15 protein-coding genes and 1 pseudogene are annotated in these 11,468 nt (G+C 38.5%); 9 read left to right on the plus strand and 7 right to left on the minus strand.

All coding sequences use genetic code 11. From position 1 onward, the window contains the following. Positions 1-269: 269 nt before the first annotated feature. On the plus strand, positions 270-893 hold the full coding sequence (locus B3S92_RS04330; RefSeq protein ID WP_296203073.1) for an SOS response-associated peptidase family protein: 624 nt from the start codon (positions 270-272) through the stop codon (positions 891-893). Between the two features lie 20 nt (positions 894-913). Here B3S92_RS04330 and umuD read toward each other — a convergent pair whose 3' ends face one another. Beyond that, the gene (umuD, locus tag B3S92_RS04335; protein WP_296203075.1) at positions 914-1,372 is read right to left on the minus strand and encodes a translesion error-prone DNA polymerase V autoproteolytic subunit; all 459 of its coding nucleotides are present in this window, start codon (positions 1,370-1,372) and stop codon (positions 914-916) included. A gap of 302 nt (positions 1,373-1,674) precedes the next feature. Between umuD and B3S92_RS04340 the strand changes: the two genes are divergently transcribed. The 5 genes from B3S92_RS04340 to B3S92_RS04360 all read left to right on the plus strand — a co-directional run bounded on the left by B3S92_RS04340 (position 1,675) and on the right by B3S92_RS04360 (position 5,213). After that, positions 1,675-2,103: a PaaI family thioesterase gene (locus B3S92_RS04340; protein ID WP_296203077.1), complete on the plus strand. Its 429-nt coding sequence runs from the start codon at positions 1,675-1,677 to the stop codon at positions 2,101-2,103. A 284-nt stretch (positions 2,104-2,387) separates the two neighbouring features. Then, positions 2,388-2,921, plus strand: a complete 534-nt coding sequence (locus B3S92_RS04345; protein WP_296203080.1) for a hypothetical protein — start codon at positions 2,388-2,390, stop codon at positions 2,919-2,921. Between the two features lie 163 nt (positions 2,922-3,084). After that, on the plus strand, positions 3,085-3,924 hold the full coding sequence (locus B3S92_RS04350; protein ID WP_296203082.1) for a trypsin-like serine protease: 840 nt from the start codon (positions 3,085-3,087) through the stop codon (positions 3,922-3,924). A gap of 63 nt (positions 3,925-3,987) precedes the next feature. Further along, the gene (locus B3S92_RS04355) at positions 3,988-4,398 is read left to right on the plus strand and encodes a hypothetical protein (RefSeq protein ID WP_296203084.1); all 411 of its coding nucleotides are present in this window, start codon (positions 3,988-3,990) and stop codon (positions 4,396-4,398) included. A 182-nt stretch (positions 4,399-4,580) separates the two neighbouring features. Then, positions 4,581-5,213 (plus strand): recombinase family protein, encoded by a 633-nt coding sequence (locus B3S92_RS04360; RefSeq protein WP_011954795.1) that lies wholly within the window; start codon positions 4,581-4,583, stop codon positions 5,211-5,213. Positions 5,214-5,227: 14 nt separating this feature from the next. Here the strand turns inward: B3S92_RS04360 and B3S92_RS04365 are convergent, their stop codons facing one another. The 3 genes from B3S92_RS04365 to B3S92_RS04375 form a co-directional block, all read right to left on the minus strand. Then, positions 5,228-5,530 (minus strand): helix-turn-helix domain-containing protein, encoded by a 303-nt coding sequence (locus B3S92_RS04365; RefSeq protein ID WP_011954794.1) that lies wholly within the window; start codon positions 5,528-5,530, stop codon positions 5,228-5,230. Between the two features lies 1 nt (position 5,531). Beyond that, on the minus strand, positions 5,532-5,879 hold the full coding sequence (locus B3S92_RS04370; RefSeq protein ID WP_296203091.1) for a type II toxin-antitoxin system RelE/ParE family toxin: 348 nt from the start codon (positions 5,877-5,879) through the stop codon (positions 5,532-5,534). Between the two features lie 128 nt (positions 5,880-6,007). After that, positions 6,008-6,574: a plasmid replication DNA-binding protein gene (locus B3S92_RS04375; protein ID WP_296203096.1), complete on the minus strand. Its 567-nt coding sequence runs from the start codon at positions 6,572-6,574 to the stop codon at positions 6,008-6,010. A 245-nt stretch (positions 6,575-6,819) separates the two neighbouring features. Between B3S92_RS04375 and B3S92_RS04380 the strand changes: the two genes are divergently transcribed. Then, positions 6,820-6,981 (plus strand): hypothetical protein, encoded by a 162-nt coding sequence (locus B3S92_RS04380; protein WP_296203099.1) that lies wholly within the window; start codon positions 6,820-6,822, stop codon positions 6,979-6,981. A 504-nt stretch (positions 6,982-7,485) separates the two neighbouring features. Here B3S92_RS04380 and B3S92_RS04390 read toward each other — a convergent pair. Then, positions 7,486-8,340 (minus strand): patatin-like phospholipase family protein, encoded by an 855-nt coding sequence (locus B3S92_RS04390; protein WP_296203100.1) that lies wholly within the window; start codon positions 8,338-8,340, stop codon positions 7,486-7,488. A 337-nt stretch (positions 8,341-8,677) separates the two neighbouring features. Between B3S92_RS04390 and B3S92_RS04395 the strand changes: the two genes are divergently transcribed. Beyond that, positions 8,678-8,794 (plus strand): hypothetical protein, encoded by a 117-nt coding sequence (locus B3S92_RS04395; RefSeq protein WP_296203105.1) that lies wholly within the window; start codon positions 8,678-8,680, stop codon positions 8,792-8,794. 85 nt (positions 8,795-8,879) lie between these two features. Further along, on the plus strand, positions 8,880-9,332 hold the full coding sequence (locus tag B3S92_RS04400) for an IS630 family transposase (RefSeq protein WP_296203102.1): 453 nt from the start codon (positions 8,880-8,882) through the stop codon (positions 9,330-9,332). Between the two features lie 45 nt (positions 9,333-9,377). On the opposite strand, the gene B3S92_RS04405 is transcribed toward B3S92_RS04400, so the two are convergent. Both B3S92_RS04405 and B3S92_RS04410 read right to left on the minus strand, forming a co-directional pair. Beyond that, the gene (locus B3S92_RS04405) at positions 9,378-10,187 is read right to left on the minus strand and encodes a M48 family metallopeptidase (protein WP_296203104.1); all 810 of its coding nucleotides are present in this window, start codon (positions 10,185-10,187) and stop codon (positions 9,378-9,380) included. Positions 10,188-10,217: 30 nt separating this feature from the next. Next, a pseudogene (locus B3S92_RS04410) lies at positions 10,218-11,383 on the minus strand (IS3 family transposase). Positions 11,384-11,468 lie beyond the last annotated feature (85 nt).

An 11,468-nucleotide genomic window follows, 5' to 3' on the forward strand; every position in this document is an offset into this window, starting at 1 on the left:
ATTATATATTGATAACAAGACACAAAGTCGTTAAGTCTGTCAATTTGTCAATATTATTGTTTAACTCTCTAAGTGTTAGACTTATTATTTTCGATTTACCGTCTGTAGAAGCTTTTGACATAAAAAATATTCCTTTATATGAGTATGGTGTTTTTTAATTATTATATAGATACCCAGTAAAAACAAGATAACTATCAACCTCATCCGACAACTGTTGTCGTGTGAGAATAGGAATAAAGTTATTATTTAAATAAGAAGGAAAAATCAACATGTGCTCAATCTTCGAACCAGCAAGCCCTAAACAAATTGAAAATATAGTAAATAAACAGCTTGAGTTTGATTTTCAATACAAGAAGCGCGTCTATCCAAAGGACTTCTGCCCTATTATTATTCAAACAGAAAATGGACTTGAGGTAGTTAAAGGCCAGTTTGGACTGAGTCCTTCGTGGGCAAGTGATCCAGTGGATTACTCTACCTACAACGCAAGAATTGAAACTATTGAAAGCAAGAAGACGTTTGAGCCAGCCTTTACTAAAAGCCAGTTTTGTTTGGTACCTATGGCAGGCTTTATGGAACCTTACTACTTAAGCGGTGATAAAAATAAAAATGAATGGAAGCGTATTTATAGAAAGGATAATGAAGCTTTTACTATCGCTGGGCTTTATGAGTTTAATAATCACTTTAATGAGCCAGTACATAGCTTTACGCTACTTACTCACAATGCGGATGACGAACCATTTATGAGTCAGTTCCACAAGCCTAACAAAGAGAAGCGTTCTATTTATTTGGTAGATGAGGAACTTAGAGGCAAGTATTTAAAAGCCAAGCACAATAGCGTTGAAGAGTTAATGAGTACTATTGATGGTAGGCTGTTCAATTTTTCGGACATTTGAAAACCGATTACAAAGCCATTTTAAAAATCAGAACGGCGTTGCTGACCACGGCCACGCTTTAGCTCTCTAATAATGTTTTTAACCACACCGAATACTTCAAACTCAATGTCATCACTTAATGGGATGTCATTAAAATCTTTGTTGTATGCAACTAACTTAGGGGTAGGTTCAAGGCATAACTCTTTAACAGTGAACTCACCATTTACTGTGCAAACTATAATGTCACAGTGCTGGGCTTCTAAGCTACGATCAACAACCAGCAAGTCATCAGGATAGATACCTGCATCAATCATTGATAGCCCTCCTGCACGAACTAAAAAAGTAGCATTTGGATGACTAATACATAGCTCATTAAGATCAATACTGGTTTCTATATAGCCTGTTGCAGGAGAAGGAAAGCCTGCGGGTACTCTTTCAATAAAATAAGGCAGTGCACTGTAGCTTGATGGATTTAGTTTGCCTAATATTTTTGTAGTCATAATGTCTATTACTAATTAAAGTGGATATCAGTCTTAATAGTAACGGAATTAATCGTGAAATGCTCTATTAAGGGATTAGCCCGTATTATGAATACGCATCTCTAATACCTGACTACTCACTAAAGATAATACTTTTTTAAATTAGCTTGCTGTTCTTTTTTAGACTATACCTCTCATCAAACCGTCAAGCACTTTAAAACTAGTGCTCTGACCTAAAATGGCTCTATAACTTTTTATCGTAGTAAGGCGGAAAGTTAGGATAGAATAGAGGTGCCAAAAACAGTTAGATTAAAGGAAGCCCTATGTCAGCAACCAAGGAAGAGATAGCTGAGTTCATGAAGTCTGAGTTCCCTCAAGCAAAGTACAAGATTGAGGCAGTAAATAGCAGTGGGTCAATTTTATCCCATGATATTGGTTTAGATGATTTGAGACCTGGAGGTACTGTATCGGGACCTGTAATGATGGGAATTGCTGATGTGGCTCTTTATGTAGCTATCTTAGGTAGAATTGGCATAGTACCGTTAGCAGTCACCACAAGTTTAACTATCAACTTTTTACGTAAGCCCACTGCAAAATCACGTATTATTGCTGAATGCAAACTGCTAAAAGTTGGAAGAAGTCTAGTCGTAGGTGAGGTTTCTTTATACTCAGATGGATCTGACGAATTAGTTGCCCATGTTGTGGGAACCTACTCAGTACCACCAACCAAGAACAAGTCTGAAAATATGTAAAAGATATCAACTTAAAGCCCTTTGCTCAAATCCTAGTGAAATAGATCAGGCTTCTTTACTGGTTCGGCTCCCTAGTGAGGACTAGAACCTTAAGCTGTAGGCTAATGGTATCAACGTCTTAACTTGCTAAGATAACTACAGTGTACTTTATGGTGTACATTTAATAAGCTTTTCAGTTGTAGACTGACTCATTCGTATTCACCAAAGCAATTGTCATAGCAAATAATTATTGAGCGTTAAAAATACAAGAAATCATTAACAAACTTAGCAAAGGTAAATGTCTCATGGCTACGATAACTGCAAAAATCTCGTTGATAATTTGTCTACCCACTGCTTTATGGTTAAGTGGCTGCTCATCCTCTAATACTGATGCCACCATTACGACAGTTGAACCTACACAAGTAATTGACAGCCAAGCTGAAAACTCTAATTGGACATCTGCGAAAGTCATTGAACCTACGCAAAAGACTAGCATTTTTCGCTATTATACTGATCCCACAACCCAAGCCCAGGCTATGGCATCTGTAGAAGGAGTTTTCAAATGGCAGAAAGGTTGTCTCTACCTAATACAAAAAGATGGTAGTTACATGACAGCTATGTTTCCTAAATATCCTGAAAATGCTGTTAAGTGGAATGAATATAATAAAACCTTAAGTTTGAATGGGTATATTTTTAAAATGGGTGACTACATTACAACTAACGGACAATATTCAAAATATTATCCCGATAATGATATAGAAGAATACTCAAAACAAGGAGATGCACGTTGTCTAACTCCTATGCTAGTAGAGATTGGCACTATAGATTTAAAAAAATAACTTTGAGTTTCGAGCTAATGAACTGAGTTTAGCTGACCAATTATCAAAAGAGTACTCATTACCAATCGAGGTTGTAGCCAATTCGCCAAGGAATTTTAAAGCTATTCAAAATATAGTTGAGAATCAAAAATCAAGAATAGTCAAACAATATGATGGTTTACAATTGATTGGCTATGTTCCCCAAAATGACGCTATTCGCCTTTCTTTCTATCAGCCTGACGTAACTAAACAAAATGAAATAAAATCTAGATTACAAAAAGTTTCAGGGATGAATACCTTGATTGAGTTTTTGCCTGAACCTATGTCTTTTAAAGCTGGGATTGGTGGTGGGGGGTTGTTACCTAGCAATACAGGTTATTGTACAGGAGGTTTTACAGGTACTATGAATGGTCAGCAGGGAATACTTACAGCAACCCACTGTATGTATGGTAAAACTCTTAGTAATTATAGTAATAATGGTGGGGCAGGAGCTAAAGTTGGTTTGGTTGGTACAATTGGTAAAGATGCCATTATGGATTCCCAATATCATGAAATATCATTTTTGCCACTTGACATTACGACATCTCCGCTAGTTGGCAATGTTCAAAAAGACTTTAACTATTATATTCCGACACAGACAATCACAGGAATTGGATATGCAAAAGGTCCAACCGTAATAAATAGCCAATATGTAGGTGGTACACCTGTGTGTCACATAGGACAAAAAACTGGTTATAGTTGTGGTACTGTAAATACCGTAAGTTCAGGAATTGGTGGTGGAGGTTGTAATTCCTCTGTTAAACAAATAATACCAATGACTTCTTGTGCTTCAACATATATAGAAGTGAGAGGACCTAATTTTAAAATACTAGGAGGTGATAGTGGCGGACCTCTTTTTGATAGTTCAGGTAAAGCATATGGTATAGCAAGTGCTGGCGGAGCTTTAAAAGATGGAAGTGGATATTCAGGTATATTTTCTTCGCTTGCTTATGTATCAGGGTTTACTTTAAAAACAGGGGGTTAATTTATCATGCTTAGAGTTATGGCAATCTCGTTAATCATTTTCTTAGTAGGTTGTTCATCAGTGATGAACAACTCTATTGTTGAAAAAAATAATACCACCTCTGAACAATTAAAAAAAACAAACATCTTTTATTATTATGTCAATCCAGATAATGAATATCAGGCAATGGACGTAGTAAAAGGAAGGTTTGCGTGGCAAGATGGGTGTTTATACTTAATTGGACCTGATGGCACGTATAATACAGCTATGTTTCCTCAATATCCTAAAGGTATTGTTAAATGGGATCAGACTACTAAGACATTAAATTTAAATGGGAAAGTTTTTAAGATGGGCGATTACATTAATACAAATGGTATGTATCAACCATATGACCCCGATGGCATCAATCACAAAATTTATGCAACACAAGGAGATAAACGCTGTTTAAATCATATGTTAGCTTACATAGGTACTGTTAATATAAATAGAAATTAAATTTTAGATATGAAATTTTTTCCCATCTTTGCCGTGAACTGGGCAAACGACAATAAGCCGTCTTATCGCCTATTGAACATACCCTAGCGGAACCACCTAAAAACGCCTTATAAAATATTAATAGACCACCTAAAATAGACTGGTATAATAGAACCACTTATAACAGACTATTTTGGGTGTTTATGTTTATTAGAGCCTACCTTCGTGCCTCAACCAAAGAGCAAGACGCCAATCGTGCTAAAGATGAACTTATTGCTTTTGCTAGAGAGCATGGCCATAAAATTGCAGCATTCTATACTGAGAACGAGTCAGGAGCGATGCTAGAACGTCCACAACTCATGCAGCTCATTGATGATGCTTCTGAGGGCGATGTGATCTTAGTTGAACAGATAGACCGTTTGGCACGTTTAAATCAAACTGATTGGGATACCTTAAAGAGAAAACTATCAGCCAAACGTCTTTCTGTAGTGTCTAAAGAGCTTCCAACGTCATATATGGCATTGCAACAAGGTAATGGCTCGGAGTTTATGGACAGTGTACTACGCGCCATAAATGACATGCTGCTGGATATGTTAGCGGCTATAGCTAGAAAGGATTATGAGGATAGACGTAACCGTCAAATGCAAGGTATTGCACGTGCTAAAGCTCAAGGTAAATATAAAGGGCGGGGGAAGGACATGGAAAAGCGTAAAATTATTGCCAGTCTTCTAAAATCAGGCCACAGCTACTCTGATATTCAACAGACTGTGAAGTGTTCAAGACAATTGATTGCTGAGGTTTCAAAGGCATCAAAACCAATATCTTCCTCTATATAACCTGACGAATATATTTATACAGTAAAGCCAATATGCTTCCCCGTTGGCAGCTCCACATCAATACGAAGCTTACCACCCATGGCTTCAACATATTTTTTCATGGTTGAGATTTTAAGGTCATTGCCACGGTTTTCTATAGCAGATAGTGAAGGCTGCTTAATACCCAAAGTTTGAGCAAGTTCTTTTTGAGAGATTTCAAGCTCCTCTCGGATGCGGTAGAGTTGGTTTTCCAAAAATAGCTGCTCGGCCAGTTGCTGAATACGCGCCTGGCTGTCTAAAGAGCGCTCTGCTAATAGCTCTTGTAATGTCTTAGTCATGTTATAAATCCCCCAAGGTTTTAAGGTGACACTCATACTGCTGATCGGCTGTGGCTAGCATTTCTTTATAAAAGTGCTTGTTATTACCCTTATCACCGATACAAAGTACAATCGCTTGCCTTTTCGGATCAAATGCGAAAAAGGCTCTCAGTGGTTTACCTCGATGCTGGACCCGAAGCTCTTTCATGTTGGTAAATTTTGAGTCATATACAGTGTCCTCTAAAGGGCGCCCTAGGCTTGGGCCTTGCTGCTGTAAAACCACTAAAGCGGCAAGCACCTTCTCTTGTGTCGATTGATCTTGCTGATAAAGCCAATCATTGAATAGATCGGTTGTGATGACAGTCCACATATAAAACCATAATATAGATTATAGTCTATATACTACTCCTAATAAATGCTCATGACAACTGTGATACTTAGCTACTCTTTAACAAGTAAAGGTTTTGCTCGTTAAAACCTAACTATCCATGAGAGCATTTACAAAGACAAGCTCCACCATCTTTTCTTGCCCTTAGTGTTGATAGCTTCTTGATTAGTAGCAGGTTTTGAATTTGACTCAGAACTTACTATTTCACTGTCTCCCTGATTGTCCTTGGAGTTGTTTTCGTCTTGAGAGATGCTCGATCCTGATAAGCTACCTTTCATCTCTAATAGCTTAGTTTGTGCAAAGTCCTGAATACTAGCATTCGCTTTGTCCAAGCTCTTACTTAACTGGTCAATTTGCTTTTGATAATTTTCAACCAACTGCTTGTGATGATCCACCTGCTGCTGCAGGTGGACATTTTTTAGTTTCTCCATCTCCAGTTGATGTTTTAGCTGAACGTTTTCCTGTTCAGCTTCACTGTTCACTGACGTCCATTGGACATTATTTTCATTTTGTTCAGTACGTTCAGTGCTTGGTGGGTTCCCAAACACCCGTAACATTTCAGTAGTATCGATTTTCTTGTCTGAATTTCTTGAAAGCTCGCCATCATCTATCTTTTTGTAGATTGTGGTCCTTGATACACCCCATCTTTTTGATGCTTCTGATACTGATATGTTCACATAGCCTCTCTTTGTTCAATGATGTCCTCTGATGTATACCTAGTACAGTATCATAGTTGTTCTAGATGGTTGTCCAATTTCACCGAAAGCCATATACTAAAACTACCTAAGAAAGGCTCAATTAACATCCTTATACTTTGTTATAGCCTCTAATAAAGGGGCATAAATTTAGGTTTAGCCTAAACTAAAAATGGAATAGCTCATATCCCATAAGATATGAAGTAAAATTATAAAGGGATAAAAATATGCGCCAGAAAAAACAAACGACCAAACTTAAAAAATTTAATAATACTAAAGATGCTATAAAGATTGCAGAAAAAATACAACTGGTTCAGATCAGGATGCTATTCATAGCTATCCTTACTATTTTATTAATAGGGTTAGGCATTAGTTTTATAAGAAATTGACATACAAAAAAAACCGCATTTTAAAAAATGCGGTTAGGAGCGATATTTAAGGTATGGTCTTATTGTTTTTATATTTTAAAATTAATACTAGTTGCTAGTAGTCGTTCTCACGACGCCAATCATCAACCTCACGTTCGACCTCTTCCTTAGTTCGGCCAGAACGTTCTTGTAATCGTCCTACCAACTTATCACGGCTACCTTCAATATGGGTGAGATCATCGTCAGTTAGATCTGACCCTTGCTGTCAAATCCGTACAGTTAAACTTGGGAAGTTTTAATTATGCGGCTTAACGGAAAATATCATTATTCACATAATTATGATTATGTTTAATGATCGTATAAGCAGGCATTTAATCTAAATGGCAGTTACACAGAATCTGGGATGGTCTCGCAAATATCTCAACCATAAGATACTTATCCAATAGAATTAAGCTGCATTATTTAACAGTTAATGTCTAATTTAATGTCTAATTTTAAGCATTCTGATTTATTACGGAATTATCATTAAAGTTTATGCCAATCTTCAATCGCTTTGTACCCAGTTTCTAGTCCTACATCATAGCTATAACGGATTTTAGCTTTATCTTTAGATAATCGTCCCGCCATATTTTTCAAGTCGGGTGGGCAAACTTCTAAAAACTTCTGTGGTGATGCAGAATGTAAAAATTGCACCGCATCATTATAACGTTGGGTTCGTGTTAATAAGCTTTGGGCAAAACCATATCGTTGCTTAGAAAAATATTTAGCCAACAGCTGATCGCCTTGGCGACCTGCTTTATAGTAATTGTGAGGACGAGTACGTATTACCATTAGCTTAGCAACACGATCTTGTTGAGCGGCCCAATGCACAGGCAGAGCATCAGCTACACCACCATCGAAATAAGGTTCGCCAAATATCTCGACCGCTTGACGAGTCAGCACTGGTATAGAACTTGATGCTCTTAATCCATCCAAAATATTATCTTTACAGGCTTTAATATAGTTAGCTTCACCTGAAATAGCATGTGTTAGCACCATGTAAAACTCAGCATGACTGGCAAATAATTGTGCCTGATTTAGTGGATGCTCTTGTTCCACCACGTCCCACATCCACTTTAGATCCAGTAAGTCCCCACCTTTAAGGAAACGACCATAATGGATAAATTCAGGTCGAAGTGAATGATCTAAGTAAATCTGCAGGGTGCGACCTTGTTGCGCAGCTAAATAGTTAGCAACGTTCGTTGAGCCTGAGGACACCCCTACACAAAGATCAAAAGGATTAAATTGTTGTTGTAAAAATGCGTCTAAGACCCCACTGGTAAATGCGCCACGCATTCCACCACCTTCAACTACAAGTGCTTGTCGATGTTGTTTAAGCATTGAAAACCTCGAATTTTTGTGAATACTACCTTTTTAACTCAACCATTACATAGAGCAATTAAGTGAAGCGCCTCGAGTATATCGGAGGCTGATATAGTCAATCCCACCAAGAAATATTACGATAATTCTAAATTCCAGCTCTCTAATCACCATGACATACCCCATTATCCTTCGTAAAAAGGTACTAAAGTCTCTTGAACAAGGCATGAGCGTGCGCACTGCAGCAAAGCTTTATGATATGAGTCCCACCACCATTATTAACTGAAAAAAAGACATCAGTATCAAGCCCATCGTCAGAGCACCGCGCAAAATATCTACCGAAGCACTAAAACAAGACATTACTGACTATCCTGACGCTTACTACTATGAAAGAGCTGCTCGTTTGGGCTGTAGTAAATCTGGTGTAGAAGCCGCCATGAAGCGGCTGGGCTATACTCGCAAAAAAAAGTCTTAAACACCCAAAATCAAGTTGGCTTAAGCGATTAGAGTACACCATTAAACTGAAATACTATCAATGCCAAAGCTATCCTATTATTTATATGGATGAAAGCGGCTTTGAGCAAGAAGTCATCAGAGCCTTTGGCTATACGCCAGTAGGCAAACCTTGCATCGATATCTATAACTATCAAAAAACAAAAAGAACCAACGTCATTGGGGCACTATATCGAAAAAGATTGTTTGCCGTGGACATATTTACCCATAACATCAACTGGCAAGTGGTTTACGACTGGTTTAAGTATAACGTCATTCCAAAGCTTGGTCACAAATGTGTCATCGTCATGGACAATGCCAGATTTCATAAGAACAAACGTATCAAAAAGCTATTAAACCGACATGGTCATCGCATACTCTGGCTACCGCCTTATAGTCCTGATCTAAATCCTATTGAGAAGAAGTGGGCTGAGGTAAAAAAGCTCAGGCAAGGCTGGGGTGAGAATAATCTAAATCATTTATTCAGCAATGCCTGCTGTTATAACTTTAAGTTGGATTGACTATACTTTTCCAAAGAACCATCTTAAACTACCTAGATCCAAATTTTACTCATTCAAGTAAAACTCAGCCATCCCGTCGAGCCTAGCCTTCACCTCTTTCCAGTTCGGCATTACTTGCGTTAATAGGCGCCAAAAGTTCTCGCTATGATTATGCTCAGCTATATGACACAGCTCATGCAATATCACGTAATCAATGCACTCCTTTGGGGCTTTTATTAAATGAGGATTTAATATTAAATTGCCTTTAATTGAGCAGCTCCCCCATTGCTTTTTCATAGTCATTAATTTTATTGAAGGACTGCTATAAACCCATGAGGCCTTATGTAGCAAGGCTTCGACCCTCTCTCTAGAGACCGACGTAAATTTATCTTTATACCATTTATCAATCAAGCTTTTCACGAGAACTGCTTGTTTTTCAGAGTCTAATTCAGAATCAATTTGAGACAATTCTACATTCAACTTACCGCGACTAAGCTTCACAGTACTGTTTATCCCATCGTTAGCTTCTGCATCGGTTATCACTTTTAACACATAACGACGACCCAGATAAAACTGGGTTTCACCGCTAACATAACGCTTAGGCAATACATGGTCTTTTTGCTTGGTAAAGTCTTGCAGACTTTGCCATATCCAGCGAGCACGTTTCATTATGGCGTCATGGATTATTTCTTCGCTGGCATCGATAGGCGCGGTAGCAACCACACGCTGATCAGGATGTATCTTGATGACCACTTTGCGAGGTTTGCTCTTTTCGTTAATAAGCGTATCGCTTCTAGACTTATTTTTTGCCTCTTTACGCACTACTTCATAATGGATCTTATCTTCACCATAATAAAAGTTGATCCCTGCTGTCAAATCCGTATAACTAAACTTGGGAGATTTTGATTACGCAGCATGACGATAATAGTCAAACCACACCTGTCTTGGCGATTTATAGCCTAAACCCTTTTGAATTCTCGTTTGGTTGTAGTACAACTCGATATATCTAATGATATCGGTAATGGCGGCAAATCTGGTCTTATAGTCCTGATGATATATTAACTCATTCTTTAATACGCCCCAGAAGCTCTCTATAGGTGCGTTATCAAAGCAGTTACCTTTAGCGCTCATTGAGCCTGCAAGCTGATGCTGCTTGATGATCTTATGGTAGGCATGACTACAGTACTAACTGCCTCTATCAGAGTGAACGACTAGCCCTTTACTGGGTCGTTTGTTCTTGATGGCCATGTTCAATGCTTTGCATACTAGATCTGCTGTCATGCGTTTGTTGATGGCGTAACCGACAAGCTCTTGAGTGTATAAGTCTTTAACGCCTGCTAAATACAGCCAACCCTCAAGCGTCCAAATATAGGTGATGTCACTGACCCACGCTTGGTTAGGGCGACTGGCATCAAACTTCTGATCCAGTACGTTTGGATAGATCAGCTTGTTATGATTGGAGTCGGTAGTGACTTTAAAGCGCTTGTGGCGACGGCATTTGATGCCATGTTCCTCTTTAATGCTTCTAACCATGTATAGGCTAATGTCATGGCCTTGCTCGGTGAGCGTTGCATGCAAACGTTCATAACCATAACGTTCTTTACTTTCACTGTGAGCGGCTTTAACGAGTAGCTCGCAATGGTTGCGATGTATCTGCTGCTCGCTGATATCGCGACTCAGCCAGTCGTAGTAACTTGAATGCTTAATCTTTAGCACACGGCACATAGTGGTGATGCTAAAGAAGTGTTGGTTATCTTTGATAAAGGCGTACCTGACTAGCTGTGCTTTGCAAAGTACGCCGTCGCCTTTTTTAATATCTCTCGTTCCTCTTCGGCTACTTTAAGCTGTCGTTTGAGGCGCTTGTTCTCTTCAATCACGGCTATGAGCTGTGGATCGTACTGCTCTGCTCCTACAAGCTTGCCTTGGTTGGCTTTGTTATGCCAATTAGATAAGGTCTGCATGGCGATGCCAAGCTGCTTTGCGGTCGCTGAGATATTGCCATTATTGTTTGCTATCTTCTTAACGACTTCTGCTTTAAATTCTGTGCTGTAAGTTCTGATTTTCTTGGTCATGGTAAACTCCTGTGAATACGCTTAGTTTACCAAGTTTAGTTGTACGGTTTCTTCAGCATAGCTCATATTATGATTTGAGTCAGTA

Origin of the sequence: Psychrobacter sp. UBA3962 (assembly GCF_002385225.1) — a bacterium.
Taxonomy (GTDB): Bacteria; Pseudomonadota; Gammaproteobacteria; order Pseudomonadales; family Moraxellaceae; genus Psychrobacter.

What these genes read in the sequence shown, in the direction of transcription:
- B3S92_RS04360 (WP_011954795.1), top strand. Translation starts at nt 4,581, where the DNA reads ATGTTTATTAGAGCCTACCTTCGTGCCTCAACCAAAGAGCAAGACGCC.
- B3S92_RS04340 (WP_296203077.1), top strand. Translation starts at nt 1,675, where the DNA reads ATGTCAGCAACCAAGGAAGAGATAGCTGAGTTCATGAAGTCTGAGTTC.
- B3S92_RS04370 (WP_296203091.1), bottom strand. Translation starts at nt 5,879, where the DNA reads ATGTGGACTGTCATCACAACCGATCTATTCAATGATTGGCTTTATCAG.
- B3S92_RS04380 (WP_296203099.1), top strand. Translation starts at nt 6,820, where the DNA reads ATGCGCCAGAAAAAACAAACGACCAAACTTAAAAAATTTAATAATACT.
- B3S92_RS04365 (WP_011954794.1), bottom strand. Translation starts at nt 5,530, where the DNA reads ATGACTAAGACATTACAAGAGCTATTAGCAGAGCGCTCTTTAGACAGC.
- B3S92_RS04400 (WP_296203102.1), top strand. Translation starts at nt 8,880, where the DNA reads ATGGATGAAAGCGGCTTTGAGCAAGAAGTCATCAGAGCCTTTGGCTAT.
- umuD (WP_296203075.1), bottom strand. Translation starts at nt 1,372, where the DNA reads ATGACTACAAAAATATTAGGCAAACTAAATCCATCAAGCTACAGTGCA.
- B3S92_RS04330 (WP_296203073.1), top strand. Translation starts at nt 270, where the DNA reads ATGTGCTCAATCTTCGAACCAGCAAGCCCTAAACAAATTGAAAATATA.
- B3S92_RS04390 (WP_296203100.1), bottom strand. Translation starts at nt 8,340, where the DNA reads ATGCTTAAACAACATCGACAAGCACTTGTAGTTGAAGGTGGTGGAATG.
- B3S92_RS04355 (WP_296203084.1), top strand. Translation starts at nt 3,988, where the DNA reads ATGAACAACTCTATTGTTGAAAAAAATAATACCACCTCTGAACAATTA.
- B3S92_RS04345 (WP_296203080.1), top strand. Translation starts at nt 2,388, where the DNA reads ATGGCTACGATAACTGCAAAAATCTCGTTGATAATTTGTCTACCCACT.